General features: G+C 33.7%; 21 protein-coding genes, 1 tRNA gene and 1 other annotated feature. Of the genes, 5 read left to right on the top strand and 17 right to left on the bottom strand.

Features of this window, described 5'->3' with window-relative positions; genetic code table 11:
- Positions 1-74: 74 nt before the first annotated feature.
- Positions 75-935 (top strand): LysR family transcriptional regulator, encoded by an 861-nt coding sequence (locus KA824_RS01315; protein WP_107385859.1) that lies wholly within the window; start codon positions 75-77, stop codon positions 933-935.
- A gap of 78 nt (positions 936-1013) precedes the next feature.
- Here KA824_RS01315 and add read toward each other — a convergent pair whose 3' ends face one another.
- The 17 genes from add to KA824_RS01230 all read right to left on the bottom strand — a co-directional run bounded on the left by add (position 1014) and on the right by KA824_RS01230 (position 18526).
- The gene (gene add / locus KA824_RS01310) at positions 1014-1991 is read right to left on the bottom strand and encodes an adenosine deaminase (RefSeq protein WP_107384188.1); all 978 of its coding nucleotides are present in this window, start codon (positions 1989-1991) and stop codon (positions 1014-1016) included.
- 258 nt (positions 1992-2249) lie between these two features.
- Positions 2250-2450 (bottom strand): hypothetical protein, encoded by a 201-nt coding sequence (locus tag KA824_RS01305; protein WP_107384187.1) that lies wholly within the window; start codon positions 2448-2450, stop codon positions 2250-2252.
- Positions 2451-2482: 32 nt separating this feature from the next.
- Positions 2483-3091, bottom strand: coding sequence for an adenylyl-sulfate kinase (gene cysC / locus KA824_RS01300; RefSeq protein WP_107384186.1), 609 nt, complete (start codon positions 3089-3091; stop codon positions 2483-2485).
- Between the two features lie 18 nt (positions 3092-3109).
- On the bottom strand, positions 3110-4291 hold the full coding sequence (sat, locus tag KA824_RS01295) for a sulfate adenylyltransferase (RefSeq protein ID WP_107504678.1): 1182 nt from the start codon (positions 4289-4291) through the stop codon (positions 3110-3112).
- 21 nt (positions 4292-4312) lie between these two features.
- Positions 4313-5218 (bottom strand): sulfite exporter TauE/SafE family protein, encoded by a 906-nt coding sequence (locus KA824_RS01290; protein ID WP_019469811.1) that lies wholly within the window; start codon positions 5216-5218, stop codon positions 4313-4315.
- A 24-nt stretch (positions 5219-5242) separates the two neighbouring features.
- A complete protein-coding gene (locus KA824_RS01285) occupies positions 5243-5854 on the bottom strand; it encodes an NAD(P)-binding protein (RefSeq protein ID WP_107384184.1) in 612 nt (203 codons plus the stop codon).
- A 44-nt stretch (positions 5855-5898) separates the two neighbouring features.
- Positions 5899-6633: a sirohydrochlorin chelatase gene (locus tag KA824_RS01280; RefSeq protein ID WP_107384183.1), complete on the bottom strand. Its 735-nt coding sequence runs from the start codon at positions 6631-6633 to the stop codon at positions 5899-5901.
- A gap of 22 nt (positions 6634-6655) precedes the next feature.
- Positions 6656-7423 (bottom strand): uroporphyrinogen-III C-methyltransferase, encoded by a 768-nt coding sequence (gene cobA / locus KA824_RS01275; RefSeq protein ID WP_107384182.1) that lies wholly within the window; start codon positions 7421-7423, stop codon positions 6656-6658.
- Between the two features lie 23 nt (positions 7424-7446).
- Positions 7447-9156 carry an NADPH-dependent assimilatory sulfite reductase hemoprotein subunit gene (locus tag KA824_RS01270; protein ID WP_181187410.1) on the bottom strand — a complete coding sequence of 570 codons (1710 nt, stop codon included), beginning with the start codon at positions 9154-9156 and terminating at the stop codon, positions 7447-7449.
- Between the two features lie 16 nt (positions 9157-9172).
- Positions 9173-10996 carry an assimilatory sulfite reductase (NADPH) flavoprotein subunit gene (locus tag KA824_RS01265; RefSeq protein ID WP_181187420.1) on the bottom strand — a complete coding sequence of 608 codons (1824 nt, stop codon included), beginning with the start codon at positions 10994-10996 and terminating at the stop codon, positions 9173-9175.
- A gap of 183 nt (positions 10997-11179) precedes the next feature.
- The gene (locus KA824_RS01260) at positions 11180-11914 is read right to left on the bottom strand and encodes a phosphoadenylyl-sulfate reductase (RefSeq protein WP_107384180.1); all 735 of its coding nucleotides are present in this window, start codon (positions 11912-11914) and stop codon (positions 11180-11182) included.
- 470 nt (positions 11915-12384) lie between these two features.
- The gene (locus KA824_RS01255; RefSeq protein ID WP_107523674.1) at positions 12385-13623 is read right to left on the bottom strand and encodes an aminoacyltransferase; all 1239 of its coding nucleotides are present in this window, start codon (positions 13621-13623) and stop codon (positions 12385-12387) included.
- A 98-nt stretch (positions 13624-13721) separates the two neighbouring features.
- Positions 13722-13813 (bottom strand) — tRNA-OTHER (locus KA824_RS01250).
- A 175-nt stretch (positions 13814-13988) separates the two neighbouring features.
- On the bottom strand, positions 13989-14528 hold the full coding sequence (locus tag KA824_RS01245; RefSeq protein WP_107385854.1) for a PadR family transcriptional regulator: 540 nt from the start codon (positions 14526-14528) through the stop codon (positions 13989-13991).
- A gap of 55 nt (positions 14529-14583) precedes the next feature.
- Entirely contained in the window at positions 14584-15765 is a 1182-nt protein-coding gene (locus tag KA824_RS01240; RefSeq protein WP_226956046.1) for a YhgE/Pip domain-containing protein, read from the bottom strand.
- A gap of 430 nt (positions 15766-16195) precedes the next feature.
- Positions 16196-17341 carry a globin domain-containing protein gene (locus KA824_RS01235; RefSeq protein WP_107385853.1) on the bottom strand — a complete coding sequence of 382 codons (1146 nt, stop codon included), beginning with the start codon at positions 17339-17341 and terminating at the stop codon, positions 16196-16198.
- A gap of 351 nt (positions 17342-17692) precedes the next feature.
- The gene (locus KA824_RS01230; protein ID WP_107384156.1) at positions 17693-18526 is read right to left on the bottom strand and encodes a ParB/RepB/Spo0J family partition protein; all 834 of its coding nucleotides are present in this window, start codon (positions 18524-18526) and stop codon (positions 17693-17695) included.
- A 172-nt stretch (positions 18527-18698) separates the two neighbouring features.
- Positions 18699-19072 (top strand) — a binding site (T-box leader).
- 65 nt (positions 19073-19137) lie between these two features.
- On the opposite strand from KA824_RS01230, the gene KA824_RS01225 reads away from it, so the two are divergent.
- The 4 genes from KA824_RS01225 to metE are packed head-to-tail and all read left to right on the top strand — an operon-like array spanning position 19138 to position 25448.
- On the top strand, positions 19138-20241 hold the full coding sequence (locus KA824_RS01225) for a PLP-dependent transferase (protein ID WP_107523521.1): 1104 nt from the start codon (positions 19138-19140) through the stop codon (positions 20239-20241).
- Entirely contained in the window at positions 20238-21413 is a 1176-nt protein-coding gene (gene metC, locus KA824_RS01220; protein WP_107384158.1) for a cystathionine beta-lyase MetC, read from the top strand. Before KA824_RS01225 ends, metC begins: the two co-directional genes overlap by 4 nt.
- Entirely contained in the window at positions 21367-23208 is a 1842-nt protein-coding gene (locus tag KA824_RS01215) for a bifunctional homocysteine S-methyltransferase/methylenetetrahydrofolate reductase (protein WP_107504865.1), read from the top strand. Before metC ends, KA824_RS01215 begins: the two co-directional genes overlap by 47 nt.
- Positions 23202-25448, top strand: coding sequence for a 5-methyltetrahydropteroyltriglutamate--homocysteine S-methyltransferase (gene metE, locus KA824_RS01210; RefSeq protein WP_107523522.1), 2247 nt, complete (start codon positions 23202-23204; stop codon positions 25446-25448). The genes KA824_RS01215 and metE overlap by 7 nt, the downstream gene beginning before the upstream one ends.
- The last annotated feature ends 24 nt before the right edge of the window (positions 25449-25472 follow it).

The following is a 25472-nucleotide window of genomic DNA, read 5'->3' as shown; positions in this document are numbered from 1 at the left end:
CGGCAGTGCTTTTTTTCAGCATAAAAGAAATGGTTTCATGTATAATAGCCTCAAACGAAAAGTCGGGTGATATTATGGAAATCAAAGATTTTAAAATTTTTCAAAGTGTTAGTCAACATCAAAGTATTAGTAAGGCTGCTAAATCACTTAATTATGTGCAATCACATGTTACATTTCGCATAAAACAGTTAGAGCAAGAACTCAACACACAACTTTTTTTACGTCATAATAAAGGTACGACCTTGACGACAGATGGTGAAAAATTCCAAACGTATGTTGAAAAAATTTTAGCTACATTAAATGAAATAGAACGTGATTTTGACAAACAAGCATCATCTAACGGTAAAATTGATATCGGGATTGTCGAAACGATTACTAAATTACCTATGCTATTATCAATGTTTCGGAAAAAATCGCCACAAATTTCTCTATCATTACATACTGATGTTACTGCCAATATTTCTAAAAAAATAGTCAATCAAAACTTGGATTGTGGATTTGTCACAGGCTTCAAACATCATCATAATATAAATAAAGTAGAGTTATTTAAAGAAAAACTTGTGTTAATATCCAGTACAGAAATGACGCAATTAGAAGATATAACATCCGCTGTATTTTTGGTGTTTAAAAATGGATGTAATTATAGAAGAAATCTTGAAGCCTGGTTAAAATCCGAAAATATTAAAAAGCCATTACTTGTAGAATTTGGTACGATGGAAACAATTATTGGTAGTGTTAAATCTGGTATCGGTATCAGTTTAGTTCCAAAATCATCCGTACAAAATGACTTAGAAAACGGGTCATTGTATAGTTATCAATTGCCTGATAACTATAGTAATATCTCAACGGATTTTATTTGGAATAAAAATTATCATTTAAGCCCTGCTATGACTCATTTTATTCAAACTATCAAATCTGTTGCGCTTGAATACTAAAAATAAACAGTAGTGTATATTTTTAGTATTATAAAATGTTAATGATTAACGCTTCATATTGTGTAAAGTGTATACGCGTTATGACATTGATTGAAGCACTTGACTTTTTTCTTCTTCGGTTAAAAAGGCATATTGAACTGCACGCTTATTAATGTATTTAATCTGGTTTATATTTATTAACTGATGTTTTAATAACAACGTATATTCTTCATTTAATGAAGTTTGTGTCACCATACGATTATCTGTATTGATAATAAAAGGTATATCGTTTTTTAATAAGTAAGGGATGTTTATTTGTGACAATGTCTCTATAGCTTTGGTTTGCAAATTACTTTTAGGACATATTTCTAACAATACATCCTTCGCTTTAACTTCCTTTAATACAGCTTCATCTAAGTTAGCAGCAACACCATGACCAATACGCTTAGCCCCTATTTTGATCGTTTCTAAAACGTTATGTATACAACCACACTCACCTGCATGGAGTGTTAAATTCATACCTTTTTCTAATCCGTATTGAATAGTATCTTGAATTTCATATGGAGGAAATCCTACTTCAGGCCCCGCAAAATCTATACCACATATTTTTTCGCTATTATATATAGACACATCATCAAATAATTGTTTATTCACAGACGATGCATGCTGCCTCATTGCGCAAATGAGTAAATTCACTTTCATATGCAATGTGTCTTGTATGATATTAACCCCCGCTTCTACAGCTTTTAATACATCTAAAAGCGTCATACCTTGTTCCATATGTAGCAACGGTGCAAAGCGAATCTCTATATATTTAACATTATCCTCATAAGCTTGTTGCGCAACATCTACAATTGCACGCTTTAGGCTATCTGCGGTTTGTAATACTTTTAATACTTCATCAAAACACTTCAAATACGCTTCTAAACTTTCACAATCTTCATGCACCGTAAGACAATCCTCGTTTAAAGGTATGCGTTGTTCTTGTGCCAATTGTCGAATTAAATGTTTACTGACTGAACCATCTAAATGACAATGTAATTCTATTTTAGGAATATCCTTTATACTTTGATCCATTTTGATAAATGTCCCTACCTTTATATTGTATTCATTACGTTTAAAACGCCAATCAGATAAATTTGATTTACTTAATATAACACTTTAATTTTCACTTTACTATAAAACATATAAGTATCATTGATACTGTTTGCTTATCTACAAAACAATATATAATAACGATTGTTAAATAGAAATACACTTATTTAAATATAAAAACAGGGTGAAATCAAACTTGTCATTTGATTTCGTAGCCCTGTTTATCAATGCATATATAATTTATAATTGATGATAATAACCTAGTATTATTAGTGATACACCTATGCCAATAAAACATATTACCATAATTGTGACCATCACTTTCAATTCTACAAAAAAATGTTTTCTACTTTGACCTAAACGCACAAGTAACAATCCGCACGATACTACTAAAATAAATATAATAAATAATATTATGGCAATGATATTTAATATCTCCATTCGATTGCCCCTTCAATTTTTTATTATTAAACTTAAATGTCATCGATATACTGATGTTTTTGTAAATAATCCATAATTTTGGATACTGATGCTTCCACAGAAAGTGTTTCTGTATCTAATGTAATCTCTGGTTGTGTAGGGGCTTCATATGGCGCATTTACGCCAGTAAATTCTGCGATTTCACCACTTCTTACTTTTTTATATAAACCTTTCGGGTCTCTATTTTCACATTCTGATAGACTACATTGCGTATAAACTTCTATAAAATCATCTGTATCTAATAAATGGCGTACTGCTTCTCTATCTGATTTATAAGGAGAGATGAAAGCTGTGACTGTTATCAAACCTGCATCTACCATCAATTTACTAACTTCACCTATACGTCTTATATTTTCTTTACGATCTTCAGGTGAAAATCCTAGATTTCGATTCAATCCATGTCTAACATTATCTCCATCTAAACGATATGTATGGATTTGGTGATTAAACAATGCTTTTTCAAGTTCTACAGATATCGTTGATTTTCCTGAGCCAGAAAGTCCTGTAAACCAAATAACTGCACTCTTATGTTGATTACGCTGTAATCTTTCATCCTTGGTAACCTCTGAAGCATGCCATGTTATATTTTTAGATTCTCCCATTACTACATCTACACTCCTTTATTTCTGTTCTTTCAATCCATTTATAAGGACTTGAGCTACTTCTGGTCTCGAAAATTCTTTCGGTAGCGATTCTCCCTTTTTCAATTTTTCACGAACTTTCGTACCACTTAAATGCAAATGTTCTGAAGCATCATGTGGGCACGTTTTTGCTGTAGCCATATTTTCACACGTTTTACAATAAAAGGCGTGTTCGAATTTTAATATTTGTATACCTAATTCTGCTTCGTATTTAGAAATCAGTTCTTGCGCTTCATAGGTGCCGTAATAATCACCTACGCCTGCATGATCACGTCCAACAATAAAGTGTGTACATCCATAGTTTTTACGTACTGTAGCATGTAATATCGCTTCTCTAGGTCCTGCATATCTCATTGCAGCAGGGTAAATAACTAAACGCGTTTTATTTTCCGGGTAATAATTTTCTAATATAACTTTGTAACTTTCCATACGCACTGATGCTGGAATGTCATCAGATTTTGTTTCACCTACTAAAGGATTCAACAACAAGCCATCCACTGCTTCTAAGGCTGCTTTTTGAATATATTCATGTGCGCGATGTACTGGGTTTCTAGTTTGAAAACCTACCACAGTTTGCCATCCTAAGTCTGTAAAGAGTTGTCTTGTTTCTTTAGGGTCTAGATGATAATCCACAAATTCGTCGTGTTTAGGTCTGTTTAATAAATAAATTGGGCCTGCGAGATACACATCTCCTTTTTCATAGACCTTTTTGACACCAGGATGATCAACATCCGTAGTTCCGTATACAAGTTGCGCTTCTTTTTGTTTGTCATACGTATACTTTTCTTCTAAGTCAATCACACCATATAAAACACCATCTTCACCATACAAGGCAACACGAGAGCCAATATTCAAATTTTGAGATTGTTCTGTTGTCACAGGTAATGTGATTGGGATACTCCAAACCAAACCATTTTCTAAGTGTATGTCTTCTACAACTTTAGAATAATCAGCTTCTTTCATAAATCCTGTCAATGGACTAAAACCACCGATTGCAATTAATTCCAAATCTGATAAACTCCAAGGATTTAATGTGATAGATGCGAGTGTTTCAGCTTCTTTAAGCAATTGTTCTCGCGCTGCACCGTGGACCTCTCTATTGATAAGTGAACCACCATGAGGTTGGATGGTAGATTGTTCTTTTTCGTTTATTAATGACATGTCGTCACACTCCTTAATGAATTAATCTAATTTATTTACATTTGTTTCATCTTTAAAAGTAGCAAACGGTAATTTATTATTTTGGTATAAAGCATACAGAATTAATCCGAACCAAATCACAATCAATGCAATTTTTATTGTGATTGATAAAGCATGATTGATTTCAACAACACTAATCAGTGAATTTGTATTTGTGAAAATAATCAATCCACTCACACAAACAGCTAAAATATTCATCGGTAACAGTCTAACTAACCACGCTGCAAATGGTGCTGCAATCATACCACCGACACTTAATGATACGACAAGCCACCAATTAATTTGGCTCCAGCCAAGAAAAATAATAAAGCTTAGAGACGCAGACACCGTTACGAAAAACTCACTTGCGGATACCGTACCAATCGCATACCTAGGTTCTAATTTCTTTTGAGCAAGTATCAATGGCGTATTGACTGGTCCCCAGCCTCCACCGCCAATTGAATCTAAAAATCCTGCCACTGCACCTTGTGGTATTAACACAAGTCGAGATGTCTTTTCATTCGCTTTCGATAATGGTTTTTCTTTGGTAAATAAAAATTGGTATAAAATATAGAGTCCCATTGATAACAAGAAAATAGCGATAAATGGTTTAATAAAATCACTGTGTATATGACTCAATATAGCAGCACCAATAAATGCTGTTATCGCTCCAGGAATCGCTAATTTGATCATCGTAGGTTTATGTACGTTTTCAAATTTCCAGTGCGACGTTCCTGACGCAGCTGTAGTAGCAATTTCTGAAAAATGAATTGTAGCTGATACGATTGCTGGCGCCACACCAAATGTCAATAATATCGAAGAAGACGATGCGCCAAACCCCATGCCTAATGAACCATCAATTAACTGAGCGAGAAAACCAGCCAGTGCAAAAACAAATAATTTATACATATGATGTCCCCCTTTCCTTTCAATTTATTCCAGCGCTGATAACCACTTTCTAACTTCATTTTGCTTACTTATTTTTAAATATTTTTCATTTAAGATTTGCTTCAAAAACCGTTCTTTTTCCTCAGGTGAAAGTGAGCTACGTTTAACTTGTTGCCTACATTCATATAGGAAATCAACATAATCACCATATGCACTATTAAAATGTTGTTGTAACTCAGCTAAAATTTGGCTTGTCAGTTTAGGACTGGCGCCTTGTGTTGAAACACTAATCATTAACTTTCCACGTCGTAATATACTTGGAATGAATACATCGCCAGCTAACGCTTGACCCGCCATATTAATTAATGCCTTGTCTGGCTTGGCTTGTAATATGGATTGATTTACGTCTGTATCGTTCGTCGCAGCAATAATTAAATCCGCGTCTTGCACATCACTACTTTCAAATGTTTTATTCCGCCATTGAATGACTTGTTTATCAACAAGATGTTCTAAGCTATTTGTTAGCGTGGGGCTAATAATTTGAATTTGTTTTGTATATGTTTTTAAAACATTGACACGTCTTTCAGCTATTTTTCCGCCACCTATAACAACGATTTGTTTTTGTGAAATATCAACCACTAAAGGGATGTAAGACATGATGTCACTCCTCAGATAAGTACTTTCAACTTTGATAAAAATGACTAAACTGTATCAAACGTCTCTTCAACACGTTCTTTTAATGCAATTTGTAATTGCTCGTGATGGCTTAGATGAGCTGCTAAAATAATGTCACTTTTTAATTGGTATGCACTCACAACATCAGCGATATGTTGGTCTAAAATACCTGTAAACCAGATATACGGTAAAATAAATATTTGCGAATGACCTGCGTTTACTAAACGGTCCAACGCATCTTCAAATAGCGGTTCACAAGCTGCCAAATAACACACTTCTATGCTTTTAGAAGGAAACATTTCTGATAATTGTGACTTTATTATCGAAAAATCTTGCTTCGTTTGTGGATTATAACTACCTCTACCAATAACTAATAATTTAGCGTCAGCATTAGGCGTGATTTCACGCTCTTCTAAACGTTGTTTAAGAATTTCAGTTAATCGTTTTTGTACACCCAAAGGCTTACCGTAATTGATTTTTATGTTGGGAAATTGAGTTTTAATACGTTCAATCTCTACAGGTATATCTTTGTAGTAATGACCTGCGCTAAGCAGTAATACAGGGATTACGGAAATTTCAGTTGCACCTTGATGCACTAATTTCCTAAAACCTTCAGATATATCTGGGTCTGCAAGTTCTAAAAAACATGTTTCTTGTAAAGGAATATTAACTTTTGCTTGAACACGCTCAATCAATGACGTTGCTTCTTCAACTGCTTCTGCTACACGGCTACCATGACTAACATATAAGACGCCTTGCATATAATTATCCCTCCAGCCACTGTTATGTGAGTTGTGTTAATAATTCATTTTTATATGTTTCCTCAAACCAACTAATGCGGTTACGCAATTTCACGACTTCACCCACAATAATCATCGCTGGGTTTTCAACATCTTTTGCACCGTGGACAATGGTTTCTAATGTGCCAACAACGGTTTTTTGTAATTTAGAAGTACCCATATGTACAAGCGCTACTGGCGTATTTTTATTACGCCCATTTTTAGTTAGCAACTCAACAATTTCTGGCAGCTTTTTAACGCCCATATAGATACATAACGTTTCCGGCCCTAAAGCTAGATGTCTCCAGTATTCATCCTTGTCAATTTCCTTGTTGATAACACCCGTAACAAATGCAACAGAAGAGCTGTAATCTCGATGTGTTACAGGGATACCTGCGTATGCAGGTGCTGCAATACCTGCAGTTATACCTGGTACGATTTCAAATGAAATATTATTGGCGGCTAATACTTCTGCTTCCTCGCCGCCTCTGCCATAAACGAAAGGATCTCCACCTTTCAAACGTGTAATCGTGTGACCTTCTTGAGCCAAATCAACGAGTAGTTGGTTAGTATCTACTTGCGAAACAGATTTATGGTTAGGATTTTTACCACAATATATTAACTGCGCAGTTATAGATGCGTACTCCAACAACTCAGGATTAACTAAACGGTCGTATAAAATAATGTCAGCTGTTTCAATCGATTTTTTACCTTTAACTGTAATTAAATCAGGATCACCAGGTCCTGCGCCTACTAAAAAAACTTTTCCCATCCTAACACCACCTTTTTAATTGATTAACTATGGAATAATTGACCGTCTGTGACTGCTTCAACAATCCCTGCTCTGACTACAAAATTACCAAAGCGCTCACCATCTGTTCTTTCTTGTGCATATTGCAATAAAATGGGTCTCAAACTTTCTAATATTTCTGCTTCATCAATATTTTCTTTATACAATTTATTTAAACGATCACCAGCGAAACCGCCACCTAGGTACATATTATACTTACCTGGTGCTTTACCAATAAATGCAATTTCAGCTAATGCCGGACGCGCACAACCGTTAGGGCATCCCGTCATTCTAATAGTTATTTCTTCTTCATTTAAGCCCGCTTCATCTAACAAGCTTTCTATTTTGGTAATTAATGAAGGTAAATACCGTTCAGATTCTGCCATTGCTAAACCACAAGTAGGAAAAGCGACACAAGCCATGGAATTTTTCCGCAACCCAGTATAATGTTCACCATCTGTTAAACCATATTGCTTTATGAGTGCTTCAATTTCTGGCTTTTTCTCTGTTTCAACATTCGCAATTACTAAATTTTGGTTAGGTGAAAGTCTAAAATCTCCAGTATGTACTTCAGCAATCGCTCTTAACGCTGTTTTCAATTTATATTCTTCCGTATCTTTAACACGTCCATTTTGAATAAATAAAGTGAAATGATGCTTACCACTGCCTTCAGTCCAACCATATCGATCACCATTATCTTCAAAGTGAAATGCACGCTTGGACTCTAATTCCCAACCTAAACGACGATTCAGTTCATCCGTGATACATGCTACCCCTTTGCGATCCACAGTATATTTAAAACGTGCATTCGTTCTATCTTCACGATTTCCATAATCTCTCTGAATCGTAAGGATTTTTTCACAAACATCAATGACCTGTGATTTTGGGAAATAGCCAATCAATCGTCCAACTTGTGGGTACGTCGCAGTATTTCCATGTTTCATACCCATGCCGCCACCAACTGTGAGATTAAATCCAACTAATTCACCGTCTTCAATGATTGAAATTAACCCGATATCTTGTGAAAATACGTCGATATCATTAGAGGGTGGGACTGCAATACCAATTTTAAATTTACGTGGCAAATAGGTTTTGCCATACATTGGTTCTGGTTCTTGATCACTCGTATCTAACACTTTCTCTCCGTCTAACCAAATTTCATGGTAAGCCTGTGTTTTAGGTGAAAGGTGACGGCTAATATCACTCGCAATCTGATTAATTTCCGCATGCACATCAGATTGATAAGGGTTAGGGTTACACATCACATTACGATTAACATCTCCACATGCTGCAAGCGTGTCTAATAAAGATTGGTTTATATCAAACATCGTTTGTTTTAAATTTCTTTTTAAAATCCCATGGAATTGAAACGCTTGTCTCGTCGTTAATTTAATCGTTTGATTTGCATATTGATTCGCGATATCATCCATCGCAATCCATTGTTCTGGAGTCGAAGCACCGCCCGGAGCACGCACTCTTATCATGAAACTGTATGCAGGCTCTAACTTCTGTCTACGGCGTTCATCGCGAAGATCTCTGTCATCTTGCATATAACTCCCATGAAACTTTAATAATTTAGTATCTTCTTCTGAAATAGCACCTGTAATTCTATCTGCTAACCCTTCAATAATTGTGCCACGAAGGTAGTTACTATCAGCTTTGATACGTTCCATCTCATCAAGTTTTTGAGAAAAATTTAAATTTGACTCTGTCACGTGATCAGCTCCTTTTCTAATAAACGTCTCTTTGATATCGTTTGTCTTTTTTCATTTGTGTCAAATAAGTCTCAGCTTCTTCCTCTGACATATTACCTTCTTTAACTAAGACCTGATGTATCGCTTTATGTACATCTTTAGCCATATTTTGTTCATCGCCACATACATATAAAGATGCACCGTTTTTTAACCACTCATAAAAAGTTTCACTTTGTTCCACAATCTTATGTTGAACATAAACTTTTTCATCCGTATCTCTTGAAAATGCTAAGTCCAACTTACTCAGCACACCTTCTTTAAGCCAATCTTGCCATTCTGTTTGATATAAAAAGTCTGTTGTAAAATGCTGTTCTCCAAAGAACAACCATGTTTGGCCTGATAAATCTAACTCTTCACGTGCTTGTAAATAAGATCTAAAAGGTGCGACACCTGTTCCAGGGCCAATCATAATGACGGGTGTAGCTTCATCGAATGGAAATTTAAAATTCGGGTTTTTCTTTAGATATACAGATATAGATGTTCCAGGTTCCATGCGTTCAGCTAATTGAACTGAACAAACACCTTGGCGCTCACGTTGGTGTGCTTGATATCTTACAGCGCCTACAGTGATATGAACTTCATCAGGATTTGCTTCATAACTGCTCGCTATAGAATATTCTCTAGGTGGTAATTTTCTTAAAAATTGATATAGCACCTCAGGCGCCGGGTTTTCTGGTTTAAAGTCTTGAATTAAATCAATTAAATCTCGACCATAAACATAAGATTTAACCCACGCTTGATCTAAGACGTTTTCTGCCAACGCTTCATTTCCAAACAACTCAGCTGTTTTTTGTAGTAGTGGTTTAGTTAATTTAGTAATTTCAAAATGATGTTGTAGTGCATCCTTTAATGAAAGCACATCGCCTTTGTCGTTGATTGGTATTTCTGTTTGAGCATCCCAATCTAATTTATCCAGTAAGACTTCTACTAGTTTTTCATCATTTTCTGGAATCACAACCAAGCAATCACCTGGCTCATAGTCTTCACCATAATCTTCAAATTGTAATTCAATATGTCTAACTTCTTTATTAGAGCCTCTACCATTCAAGTTAATATTTTCTAATATTTCAGCTTCATAAGGTTGTGTTTTTGAATATCGTTTTTCATTTGTCAATTGTACCGCGTTCGTTGTTGTCACCTTTTCTTCACTCAATGAGGCTTCGCTTAACTGTTCAATAATTTGATCCATCCAAGATTCAGCCATATCATCAAAATCCAAGTCACAATCTCGTCTATCTACTAAGCGGGAAGCTCCTAAATCTTCTAGACGTGCATCAAAATCCTTACCTGTTTGACAGAAGAATTCATATGATGCGTCCCCGAGTGATAAAACTGAAAAACGTACACCTTCTAACTTAGGTGCTTTTCTACCATGTAAAAATTCGTGAAAGCTAATGGCATTATCGGGCGGATTTCCTTCACCATGAGTAGAAGAAATAATAAATAAATCTTCTACTTTTTTTAGATCTTTTGTTTTATAATCACCCATTGCACTCAATTTCACATTGAAATTGAGTTCGACAAGGCGATCAGCTAACTTTTCAGCCAAACCTTGTGCATTACCAGTTTCTGAACCATACAATACAGTGATATGTCTCTCACTATTTGAAGTGTTTTCTTTATTTAATACAAACTGAGCTACTTCCGATGGTGTTTCTTGTTTTGTAGTAACACTTTGTAAATTTGCAGTTAAATAACCGCTTAACCAAACTTGCTGCTCAATCGTAAGATTTTGAATAATTTGGTTTAGTTGTGTGGCTTGATTTTCATCAAATGGACTATTTATTACGGATAAGTTCACAACCATTTCACCTCATTTTAATTTTTTATTTAACAATCATTTTATTTAAACTTACTCAACAATTGACGCCATACTCTCTTCAGAAAAATTTTTAACCATCACCTAAGATTATTTTGTTTAATCACCCTTTAGATATATCTATCCGATGGGAATACTAGGATTTAATGTCAAAAAAATTTATTATTATAAAGATGTATGGTCTGTGGTATGAAGACCGCATTCTGTTTTGTTTGAATTGGTCCATCTTCCCGCTCTTGAATCTCCTGATCCTTCAACAGCTGTCGTACACGGTATACATCCTATACTTGGATAGTTAAAATCATGTAATTCATTATAATGCAATTTATATTTTTTAATATATTGCCATACATCATCCCATGTCCAATGTATCAATGGACAAATTTTAACTGATTGGAAACGTTCGTCTTTATTTATAAACTGCGTATTTTGACGGCTTGGCGATTGCGCTCTACGTAACCCAGAAATCCAAGCAGTAGCACCAGACAAGACATCTTCCAATGGTTTGATTTTTCTAATATAACAACATTGGTTTGGATTGTTTTTCCAAAGTGCGGGGTTATATTGTGATGATTGCTCTTCCAAAGTTAATTCCGGTTTTTTAAGTTTAATACGTAGTTCTGGGTAGCGTTTTTGAACACGATCAATTAAATCATATGTTTCTTGAAAGTGAAGGCCTGTATCTAAAAATACAATTTGTGCATCCTTCTTAACACTATAAATCAAATCTATTAAAATCATGCCTTCCGCACCAAAACTACAGGCATAAATAACCGAATCTCCATAGGTTTGGTAAGCCCATGAGACGATTTCGCGTGCACCTTTTGTTTCATCATCAATATCTATTGACTCAAAGACATTTGCATTAAAATGTTCATAAGTAACTTTTGGTTCAAACATTAATCTATTCGCCCCCTCATAACGTACATGAATACATTATAATTAGATTTATTATAAATTTAGAATTATTTGAAAATAATTATGATTTACACTTTACTCATTGTAAATTTTTATGTCAAGTGTATATTTGAACGCGCGCATTAGTTACATTTTTTATTAAATTTGTATAGAAAGTGCATAGTCATAGTATTTTAGGCACTTTTAATTTCTAAGTTAATTCATTTTTATAACAACCTTGTTATATTGAATTTTCGCCTTTTCTAACATCTTTTCACATTTTTCTGAAATTTTTTAGATTTTTCATTTTTGACTGTATTTTAAAAGCCACCTTTTATAAAAAGGTGGCTTGCTCATTTCAATTTTTAGAAATTCAAATCAATGGTTAATTAAAATATAATAATATGCAATGTTAAAGTGGGTGGTTGTCCTTCGTATCAGTTAATAAAACTAAAGCGTTAAGTAAATCAATCCTATTTTATTAATGCATATATTTTATAAAGTAAAGGTCTTATTGGTTTAATAAAATCTCCAACATACTCTTCTATATGCGCGTTGAAGCCTGCTTTGAATTTTTGTACACCAGCATCTTCAGCATTTTCACTGAAATCTCCTGTTATACCGTAAAAATTATAACGATGGATATTGTGCGCTTTCGCAAATTTTATCATTTCCCATTGCAATCTATAGGCACCCATATATGTATTGTATCTAGGGTTGGAGCCGCTTGAAAGATAATAAACTTCATGATCGTTGTAAATATAAAGTGCAGCTGCTAAATCCAATATAGTTCCATCTGTTTTGATTAATGCTTCTGTTTCAGTTACTTTTCTTTGTTGTGCTTTTATTTGTTGTAAACCCTGCTCATACTTATTTTTATTTTTTTTCGAGTTAGGATTATTTTCTAAGCGCGCTTTAATATTTTCTAAGTCTTCATTTAATTTTTCTAATTGTTTATTTTGTTTGACTAACAATGTTGACAAATCGATATATGCTAATTTTAACATGCTATTATCATGATAAATATTTTGCATTTCTTTAAAGTAATGCTGATCTCTAAACTTAAAACCATGTTTTTCTTCAGCCATTTTAAATAATTTAAAAAATCTACTAGTCTCCTCAATAGGGAGTGTACGTATTTGTACATCCATCTCGTATGTTTTCTTAATATTTCTACGTGTTTGATAATCCATTTCTTTAAGTAGGTCATCTTCAGTTTTGTTCTTCAAATCCAGAACAGATAACCAACGAATTTGACTTATTTGAGAATACCCTACTGTATACCCTTGATGTTTATAACCGATATCTTCCATAGTCTTAATAAGTGGTTTATTGTTATAACTTTCTAATATTTCACCTTGAGTATTTCTTATATTTTCTAACGTGTATGGATCTGTTAAAACATATAAACCACGATGCTTTTTTAAATATTTAGTTAAATTTTTGTAGAAAAACCTTACTAACTGATAATCCGAAAAATCCAAAACGGGTCCTCGATGCGTATAAAAATATTTAAAAAATTTAAAGGAACGTGCTTCAGTTAAAAGGCATGCTGCTATAACATTATCTTCGTTATCTTTAACACCTACAATATGCACATCGTTTTTATGTTGGTTTCTGTAATGAAAATGGTTGGCACTTTGTGTGTAATGTGAGGCATGATTATGAGTAAAATTTTCAAATTCATCAACTTTCAAGTGAGTGAAATACATTGTAAACCTACTTTCTCTTAATTTATAATGCATTGAACAATATTTATATATCATTAAAAAAACCAAGCACTAGGAAGGCTTGGCTAAATGATTTTCAACGGAGGGAGAAGGATTCGAACCAACGCAAGCAAGATGCTTCTAATTAATATTAACTATTAATTTCCCTTAAGCCAGACTTGGGTATCCCTCCAAAATTTTAATTATTTGATTATATTGTACTACTCATTTACAGAAAATAAAAGTATTGTTTAAAATATATCAAAACCTTTTTTCATTGCAAATTCATATCTATAAGGCACCATCTTTTCACAACAACAAAGAAGGAACAAGTAACCGTTCTTACGTTACTCGTTCCTTCTTTAATATCATACATTTTCATTTTCAATAAGTGTTATTAGTTTTTCTAAAAAATGAATTGTATTACTTGTTTTAGTGGTAAAGTGATCCGACATAAAATTTAAAAGCCCTTCATTTTCAGGCGTTACTTGAATTTTGTGCTTTATCTCTTGTGCTTCTATTAACATTTGTTTATTATCTTGAATCTTGCTTTCCAAGATATTGATTACTTTTTGATTATCTACAAATTTAAGGTAAGCAACACCAACATACATTTCACTAATTTCTTTAGTGTTCTCGAACAACTTATATATCAATTTAGGCAAAGTTTGTTTACCTTTTTCAGTAATTTGAAATACTTGCTTATCCGGACGATTTTCTTCTTTAATTGTCTCCACTATTTCTACAAGGCCTTTTTTGGATAATGCTTCAAAATTATAATAAAGTTTACTTTCTGTTAGTCCGCTCATTTTATCAAAAGGTATTGGTTCTGATAGCTGTTTTTTTAATAAATAAGGATAACTGTTTTTTTCCATTAATTTCCCTAATATAAATATTTGGATAGACATTATTAAAGTCTCCTTTTCTCATAATACCTTTATTTTAACAGAATCAAAGAAGATATTAATAGTTTGCAAGTGTTTCGTTAGTATTTTTGTAATGCTCAAAAACAACATCGGGTTCTTTTTTATAAACAAAAGTTACGATAACAATATTAACCAACATGGCAGCGACACCTACAGTTACCATAGATAAAATATATGGTGTTTGTGACACACTTCCAAAAATGTTTGCAAAATGACCCTGCACTGAATAATACATTGGTGAAATATGACTCATCCAGTTATAAACTGTAGGCATCATATCACGACTCATTGTTGCCCCATTAGCAATTGTTTGTATGAGTAAAATAGGAATATTTAAAATCATACCTGCCTGACCTATTAGGAAAACGACGATTGCAGTAAAGTTAAAGGAAACCCAATAATTCAATACTAATTGGCCAAAAATACTTAAGAATTTATCAGCTTCTAAATCATTTACTAAATAAGCAATACCTAACGAAATTACAGAAGAAGCTAGTCCAATGATTAAGGCTGTTAGTTGAACATAGATGAACAATTTAGTTTTACTAGCCTTGTTTCTGTTTTCTTTAAATGCACTAACTAATTGCATCGCTCCAATCATTGCTCCTACATATCCAGCTAAAGTTAAAAACATAGGTAACATTTTAAAATTCATGCTTGATGGCATTTTATTCATATGAGTAATGTCACCAGAATATGAGGCATTTATTTGCTTAATTAAGCCGTCCATTTGTTCATCAGGTATTTTTGCTTGTTGTAAAACACCTTCTGTAGTTTGGTTAGAAAATTGTTTACTAAGCTGACTATTAATTTCACTTCCGATTGAATCCATAGATTGACTAATCATCGTTGGAGAAGCGTCATTCACTTTAAAATCTAGTCCTGGTGTAGCTTTTTCAGATTTTAAATCACTTGAAAAATCTTGAGGTATATGAATAACAAGATTTAATTTATTATGTTCCAACTGATTATTTGCTTTCGCATTAGAAATATCTTTTTTAATATGATCGAACGGTAAACTTTTGTTCAATTGTTTTGATATTTGGTTACCGTAATCCCCTTTATCGTCGTTAACAATCGCAATCGGTAATTTATCAATATTACCTGGCATCGCTTTGTAACCAGGTAAAAAGATGGCCAACATCACTAATCCATAAAAAATCCCCATGAATATTGCGCCAACTGCCCCTTTTGTTTTTAAAAAAGCACTAAATTTCATCTTAATTATCCTCTCTAATACACATATATAGTTTTATAAAAGTACTTTTAACAAAGTACTTTGTTTATACTACGCTTTTGGATTTAATAGGTCAATTATATAAACCTAGAATTTTCATTATTTTACGAAACGTTATACGACAACTGAATGTCTATTTTTATGTGTATAGAAGGTAAAAATGCTTTGTATACATACAATTTATGCTCAAATTGTTTTGCTAATTACAAAGTATACTTAACTGGCACTATATCTTTATATTTTTGATTTATTTGAAAAATATTTGCGCAGTGTAAAATAAAAAAAACCCCCGACTAAGCTATTAAGTCGAGGGCTTTATTTAATAAAAATGAAAGGTCTTCAGATAAATAAAATACCATGTTTATTTTATAATATTTTTTGAATCTATATAAAATGTGTAAACCGAGTTAAATTACACTGAAAAGCTCAATCTTGGGATAAATGTTTCAAAATGAATATGCTCCATTGGTACTTCTAATTTTTGTAATTCTTGAATCATAGCTTTTAAGAATGAATTACCACCACATACATAAACTTCTGTTTCACCATCAAGGTATTGTTTTAATTGTTCAGCGTCTATAAATCCGTCTTGATCACGGAAATGTTTATCAAATTGTGCTACTGAAGATTGTGCTGTGATTGCTTCTAAATTTTCTTCAAATGCTACATTTTGAGCATCGGATGTTGATTGAAGGAATGTTGAAGTTAAACCAGCATCAACTGCTTCTTTATACATTGAAACGAGAGGTGTAACACCTACGCCAGAGCCTAAGAATAATTGTTTGTTATCTTTGTTTGCCAATCCAAATCCACCAACTGGTGCAGATAGCAATAGAGTGTCTCCAACGTTCACTTCATCGTGTAGCACTGTAGATACTTCACCTTCATGTTCTTCCGTAACGTCTCTACGTACACCGAATGTTAAGAAATCCTTGTCACCATCTACAATAGAATAATGTCTTTTAGCTCTGTATGGCAACTTCTCACTAGATATGTCTACTGTAATATATTGTCCAGGTACAAATTGACTTAAATCAATGTCGTCAGATGTTACTGTGAATGATTTAATTATTTCAGTTTCATCAGTGATATTTGTTACAGTAAATGGTTTAAAACCATCCCAAGCCATTTTACTGTATACTTCTTTTTCTAAACCGATAAATGCATCAGCAATTTCTCCATATGCTTTAATCCAAGCTTGGATAATAGGATCGTCTTCTTTTAAACCAGTCTCTTGTTGAATTGCCCAAATTAAATTTTCACCAACGATTGGATAATGCTCAGCTTTTACTTGTAAAGCACAATGTTTGTAAACCACAGGCATAATTGCGGGAACAATCGGTGATAAGTCTTCGATATTTTCTGCCGCTGCTAACACTGCCATCGCCAATGCAGAAGATTGTAACCCTCTTTTTTGGTTAGTCTGATTAAATATATTTTTCAATTCAGGATGTTGTTCAAATAATCTTTTATAGAAAGTTGATGTTATTGTCTGCCCTTTATCTTTTAATAATGGTATCGTTTCTCTTATAGTCTGTATTTCTTCTTGATTTAACATAAAACCCCTCCTAGTTATTCCTTCACCTCCATTATTGTACGCCATTCGTTTACTTACAAGAGAATGTGTTTTATTTCACATAATTTTCACATTCAATATTCATTAATTTGTAACTATTTTATGATTAACAATTTTTTAAAAGACAACATATAGGAAATCATTGCTTACTTTCATTCATAATATAATTTAAAATAAAATATATTTTTTTAGAAATTAGTTTTAACAAAAATTAAAAACCACATGCACAGGACGATAAATGAGTTGGCTTGTGGTTTTAACTTTTTTATTTACTCTTATTAATATGTTTTAAAAATGCTTTACACTTATTAATTAACAGATAAAAATTCTATTTTAATTATATTTCTCATTCAATTGGTGTATCAACCTTCTGAACTCCGTTTCGGATTTAAATTCAAAGGTGATATAACCTTTTTTATTTTTGTTAGAAATCGTCACAGCTGAACCATATTGTTCTTTTAGTTGTCGCTCTTGCTGTTGAATAAACTTTGGTTTTTTAGTTGCTTGTTGTTTCTCTATAATCTTTTTTTTATCTTCATTGTTTTCATTTACATACTGTTCTAATGTACGTACACTCCAAGACTCCTGGAAGGCTTGCTCAGCAATGCTTTTCATCTTTTGTTTATCTTTTATCCCTAATAATGTACGTCCATGTGCACCTGATAATTTATTATCTTTAACCATTTGAGTAATTTCCTTAGGCAATTGTAGTAAACGCAACATGTTGGCAATATAAGGTCTAGATTTACTTAATCGCTGTGCAACTTCTTGTTGAGTCAGCTCTAAATCATCCATTAGCTTACGATAACTTTCTGCTTCTTCAATCGCATTTAAATCTTCGCGCTGCAAATTTTCAATCACAGCGAGTTCCATCATGTCTTCATCAGATAGCACTTTTACAATAGCTGGTATTGTCGTTGATCCTGCTAGTTTTGAAGCTCGATAACGTCGCTCTCCAACTACAATGTTATAACCAGATATTGTTTTTCGTAACACGATAGGCTGTAAAATACCATGAAGTTTTATCGACTCAGCTAAATCTTCTAAACGTTCTTGATCAAATGTTTTTCTAGGTTGATAAGGATTAGGTTTAATGCTGTTAATAGCAATTTCTTTTACGTGCGCATTGTTATCTACTTTGAGTCGTTCATCTATAGAATCATTCATTTTTTACACCTACTTTCTTAAATAAAATAATTTTTTTAGTTAAACATAGTATATCATCACAGTAACAATGAAAAATATTATTTTAAATTATCGGTTAAATCAAAATTTTCAGATAAGTTATTGACAAAAGTTATTTTAATGTGTAATCTAAGTGATAACAAATTCGAAATAGCAACACACAGTAATAAGGAAAGTAGAACTTACACTGCTGACACAGAGAGTCTTCACCTGCTGAAAGAAGACACAGAAAGAAAGTTTGAAAATGGCCTTTGAGTGTTGATGCCAATATGAGGTGTCAACGGGATCGCCCGTTATAGCGATACAGTATTAACATTTTGTTTAATGGCGTACTGGATTATTCCAAGCGTTGCATATGTCGTTAATACTCATTTCACTTTCAGTGGCAGTGAGTTTTTTATTTGGACATATTACGGTAGCGCAAGTTCAGTACAAGTAATTAATGCAATTTGGCGTACTGGATAAGGTTACTTTAGTGATAAAGTAATGAACAAAGGTGGTACCGCGAGCTAAGCTTTCGTCCTTTACATCCGATTGAGTCGGGTTTAAAGGACGGAAGCTTTTTTTATTTTTTAAAGGAGGTTATCTGTATTATGAAAAATACTGAGTTATCACAAATTGCACTGACACAAGATGCAACAGGAGCGATTGCAAATCCAATCTATTTATCAACAGCATATCAGCATCCTCATTTAGGATCATCAACTGGTTTTGATTATACAAGAACTAAAAATCCTACCCGTTCAGCTTTTGAAGAATCATTTGCTAAGTTAGAACGTGGTACTGCTTCATTTGCAACTGCAAGTGGCATGGCAGCCATACAATTAATATGTAATTTATTTAAAGCTGGCGATGAAATACTCGTTTCATTCGACCTTTATGGTGGCACATTTAGACTATTTGATTTTTATGAGCAACAATACGGTGTACATTTCAAATATGTAGATTTCTTAAACTATGAAACAGTCAAGGAAAACATTACAGAAAATACCAAAGCACTATTTATAGAAACGATTTCAAACCCACAAATGCAAGAAGTAGATGTTGATCCATATTATATTTTAAGTAAAAAACATCACTTATTGACGATTATAGACAACACTTTTTTAACACCATATCTCTCAACACCACTTGAAGATGGTGCAGATATTGTACTACATTCTGCTACGAAATATATAGGTGGTCATAATGATGTACTTGCTGGTGTAGTGACAGTTAAAGACGAAAATTTGGCTGAAAAATTAGGTGAATTTCATAACATGATTGGTGCAACTTTATCACCTTTTGACAGCTACTTACTACAACGTGGTTTAAAGACATTGCACTTAAGAATGGATCGTTCAGAATATAATGCTCAATTATTAGCCAAACGATGTTATAACTTAAAAGGCATTGACCAAGTCTTATATTGTGGTCGAACAGGAATGATGAGTCTACGTTTAAATAAAAATTATAAAGCCGATAAATTTTTAGAAAACTTAAAAGTATGTATTTTTGCAGAAAGTTTAGGCGGAACAGAGACATTTATAACATTTCCATATACACAAACACACGTTGATATGCCAGATGAAGAAAAAGAAAAACGAGGCATTGATGAACATTTACTAAGATTATCCATCGGTGTTGAAGATTACGAAGATATTGAACAAGACATTATACAAGCATTAGAAAAATCTAAAGAAAGCGTGATTATATGAGTTTATCAAAAGAAACAGAAGTGATATTTGACGCACAAAGAGGTGTTGAATACGATTCAGCTAACCCACCATTATATGCTTCTTCGACATTTCATCAAAAAGTTTTAGGTGGCGATGCTAAATATGATTATGCGCGAAGTGGCAACCCTAATCGTGCTTTGTTAGAAGAAAAATTAGCAGCACTTGAAGGCGGCGATTACGCATTTGCTTACGCATCAGGTATTGCAGCTATTTCAGCTGTACTGCTTACATTAAATGCAGGTGATCATGTCATTCTACCCGATGATGTCTATGGTGGTACTTTCAGATTAACAGAACAAATCTTAACACGTTTTAATATTCAGTTTACGACGGTAGACACAACGCAATTACAAGAAATCGAGGAAGCCATTCAATCAAATACAAAACTAGTTTATATTGAAACACCATCTAATCCATTATTTAAAATCACTGATATTAAAGGCGTCTCTCGTATTACACAACAACACGAACTATTACTCGCTGTTGATAATACATTTATGACGCCACTTGGTCAGTCACCTTTAGCTTTAGGTGCAGATATCGTCGTACATAGCGCTACAAAATTCTTGGGTGGCCATAGTGATATTATTGCTGGCGCTGCTATCACAAACAATAAAGCAGTAGCAGACGCACTTTATCTATTACAAAACGGTACTGGAACTGCACTATCTGCACATGATTGCTGGACGTTAGCACAACATTTAAAAACATTGTCTGTACGTTTCAATCAATCTGTGGAAAATGCACAGAAAGTTTATGATTTCTTATCGCAGCGTGAAGAAATTGCAGAAGTTTATTACCCGGGAAATGACAAGTTACACTTGTCTCAAGCAAAACATGGTGGTGCTGTTTTAGGTTTAAGACTTAAAGATGAATCAAAGGCACAAGCCTTTGTAGATGCACTCACACTGCCACTTGTTTCTGTAAGTTTGGGTGGTGTCGAGACTATTTTATCTCACCCTGCTACTATGTCTCATGCTGCTGTACCAAAAGAAGTTCGTGAAGCACGCAATATAACGTTTGGATTATTCAGATTAAGTGTGGGCTTAGAAAATGCTGACGAATTAATTGCTGATTTAAACTACGCACTGAAGGAGGCTTTCAATGAGTCAACTCATCAACAAACTGAAACAGAACATTTTAGTCGCTGATGGTGCAATGGGGACCATTCTATATTCTGATGGTTTAGATACTTGTCCAGAAGCATATAATTTAACCCATCCTGACAAAATAGAACGGATACACCGCTCCTACATTGAATCTGGTGCTGATATTATTCAGACCAATACTTATGGTGCAAACTTTGAAAAATTAAAAGTATTTGGTTTAGAACACAAAGTTAAAGAAATACACAAAGCCGCAGTACAAATAGCCAAAAAAGCAGCTAATGACGAAACATTTATACTAGGTACTGTGGGTGGATTTAGAGGTGTGAAACAGGAAGATTTAGGTTTAGAAGCCATTCAATATCATACCGAAATCCAAGTAGATACTTTAGTTGAAGAAGGTGTCGATGGTTTACTTTTTGAAACCTATTATGATTTAGAAGAGCTTACTAATATTATTAAAGCTACAAAACGAAAACATCATATTCCTATCATTGCTCAATTAACTGCTTTAAACACAAATTATTTAAGAGATGGTACAGAAATTAATACAGCTTTACAACGGGTTGTTGACAGTGGCGCTGATATCGTTGGACTCAATTGTCACCATGGTCCTCATCACATGCAGCAATCTTTTTCACATATTGAATTACCTGACAATGCGTATTTATCTTGCTATCCCAATGCAAGTTTATTAGATATTGAAAATAGTCGATTTAAATATAGTGACAATGCCGAATACTTTGGTAAAGTGGCGGAACAATTAATTAAAGAAGGCGTTAGGATTATCGGGGGATGTTGCGGGACTACACCAGAACATATTCAATACATTAAGTCCTCAGTAGCCAATCTCAAACCGGTATCCAGTAAAAATGTAATTCCTATAAAAAAATACAATAGCCCTTCATATGCCAATACACAGCAACAAAATTTAACAACTAAAGTTAAAGCACAACCTACAATTATAGTAGAATTAGACACGCCAAAGCACTTAGATACAGAAACATTTTTCAGAAATATCAAAAAACTCGACGATGCTCAAATTGATGCGGTGACCTTAGCAGATAACTCCTTAGCCACTGTGCGTATCAGTAATGTTGCAGCAGCGAGTATTATCAAACAACAATATAATATTGAACCGCTCGTTCACATTACTTGCCGCGACCGTAATCTCATTGGATTGCAATCACATTTATTAGGCTTATCCTTACTAAATGTGAATGAAATATTAGCCATTACAGGAGATCCATCAAAAATTGGTCACTTGCCAGGAGCAACGAATGTTTACGATGTGAATTCCAAAGGTTTAACAGAAATTGCATTACGCTTTAACGAAGGTATTAACACTGATGGTGATGCGCTGAAGACGAAAACAAATTTCAACATCGCAGGTGCTTTTGATCCGAATGTTCGTAAACTCGAAGGTTCAGTCAAACGTGCTGAGAAAAAAATAGAAAGTGGCACGCACTACTTTATAACACAGCCAGTTTATAGCACCGAAAAAATCGAAGAAATATATGAAGCAACCAAACATTTGGACGTACCATTCTTTATTGGCATTATGCCAGTCACCAGCTATAATAATGCACTATTTTTACACAACGAAGTGCCTGGTATTAAACTGTCCGAAGACATTTTAGAACAATTTGAAGCTGTTAAAGATGATAAAGAAAAAACGAAAGCATTAAGCCTTAAACTTTCTAAGGAACTTATAGATACCGTCCATAAATATTTTAACGGTTTATATTTAATTACACCGTTCCAGAAAGTAGATTACACTTTAGCACTTGCATCATATTCACAATCAATTACTTCAAGTAAACAGGAGGCAATATTATGACAATTCAAACATCAAATTTAGGTTTCCCAAGATTAGGTAGAAAAAGAGAGTGGAAAAAAGCAATAGAAAGTTACTGGGCTAATAAAATAGATGCCCCTACATTAAATCAACAATTAACAGACTTGCATAAAGAGAATTTATTGCTACAAAAGAATTATAATTTAACAAGTGTCCCTGTCGGAGATTTCTCTCTTTATGATCATATTCTTGATACATCTTTATTATTCAACATTATTCCAGAACGTTTCCAAGGCAGAGCATTAGACAATGATTTATTATTCGACATTGCCAGAGGTAATAAAGAACATGTTGCAAGTGCATTGATCAAATGGTTCAACACAAATTATCATTATATTGTACCTGAATGGGACAACGTAGAGCCAAAATTGAATGACAACGTATTATTAGAGCGTTTCAAATATGCACAATCTATTAACGTGAATGCACACCCAGTGATCGTGGGCCCAATAACATTCGTAAAACTTTCTAAGGGAGGTTCACAATCATTTGAAGAAAAAGTAAATACATTACTGCCTTTATATAAAGAAGTTTTACAGTCTTTAGTAGATGCAGGAGCGGAATACATTCAAATCGATGAACCTGTACTTGTGGAAGATGATAGTGCATCATTTGAAGATATTACACGTACTGCTTATAACTATTTTGACGAAGCAGGCGTAAGTAATCACCTTGTGATTCAAACTTATTTTGAACGTGTAAATTTAAAATTCCTAAACAGCTTACCTGTAAAAGGATTAGGTTTAGATTTTGTACATGATAATGGCTATAACTTAAAACAAATTAAAGATGGAGACTTAGACAAAAACAAATCACTTTATGCAGGTATTATAGATGGTCGTAATGTGTGGGCAGCAGATATTGAAGCTAAAAAATCATTGATCGACACATTACAAAATGCTACAAATAACCTTGTCATTCAACCATCTTCTTCTCTATTACATGTGCCAGTATCATTAGACGATGAAACATTAGATGAATCTATCGCAGAGGGCTTGAGTTTTGCCACTGAAAAATTAGATGAATTAGATGCATTAAGACGATTATTTAATGACAATGACAGCCAAAAATTTGATGAATTAAAAGCACGTTATGAACGCTTCCAAAATCAATCATTCAAAAATCTAGAGTATGATTTCGACAGTGTACGCACTACACGTCAGTCACCATTTAAAGTGCGTAAAAAAGCACAAGATGCACGTCTTAACTTACCTGATTTACCAACGACAACGATTGGATCATTCCCGCAATCGCAAGAAGTAAGAAAATTCCGTGCAGATTGGAAAAATAATCGAATTACAGATGAAGATTATAAAACATTCTTAAAAAATGAAATTGCGCGCTGGATTAAAATCCAAGAAGATATCGGCTTAGATGTCTTAGTACACGGTGAATTTGAGCGAAATGACATGGTAGAATTCTTCGGCGAAAAATTACAAGGCTTCTTAGTGACGAAGTATGGATGGGTGCAATCATACGGTTCGCGTGCGGTAAAACCACCAATCATTTATGGTGATGTAAAATGGACAGAGCCTTTAACAGTAAAAGAGACACTTTATGCACAAAGTTTAACGGATAGACCAGTAAAAGGTATGCTTACAGGACCAGTGACTATCTTGAATTGGTCATTTGAACGTGTAGACTTACCGCGTGAAACTGTACAGGATCAAATTGCATTAGCGATTAATGAAGAAGTTTTAGCTTTAGAAAAAGCTGGTATCCAAATTATTCAAGTTGATGAACCTGCATTGAGAGAAGGTTTACCATTACGTTCAGAATATCATGAAGATTATCTTAATAAAGCTGTGCATTCATTTAAATTAGCTACATCATCTGTTGCCGATGAAACGCAAATTCATACACATATGTGCTATTCTCAATTTGGACAAATCATTCATGCTATCTATGATTTAGATGCAGATGTTATTTCAATAGAGACATCTCGTAGCCATGGAGACTTAATTAAAGATTTTGAAGATATTACTTATGACTTAGGTATCGGATTAGGGGTATATGATATCCATAGTCCACGTATCCCTACTGAATCTGAAATTACAGAAGCGATTAACCGCGCTTTACAAGAAATTGACCGTTCTTTATTCTGGGTTAATCCAGACTGTGGTTTGAAAACACGTAAAGAGGACGAAGTAAGAGAAGCATTGACTGTGCTTGTGAATTCAGTAGACAAATTACGTAAATCAACAAATCCAGCAACAGTTTAATCATTAATGACGAAGGTGATATCA

This window comes from Staphylococcus sp. GDY8P198P, from assembly GCF_017891615.1.
GTDB lineage: Bacteria > Bacillota > Bacilli > Staphylococcales > Staphylococcaceae > Staphylococcus > Staphylococcus cohnii.
Note: the sequence above shows the minus strand (reverse complement) of the source record. Positions and strands in the feature narration are given on the sequence as shown.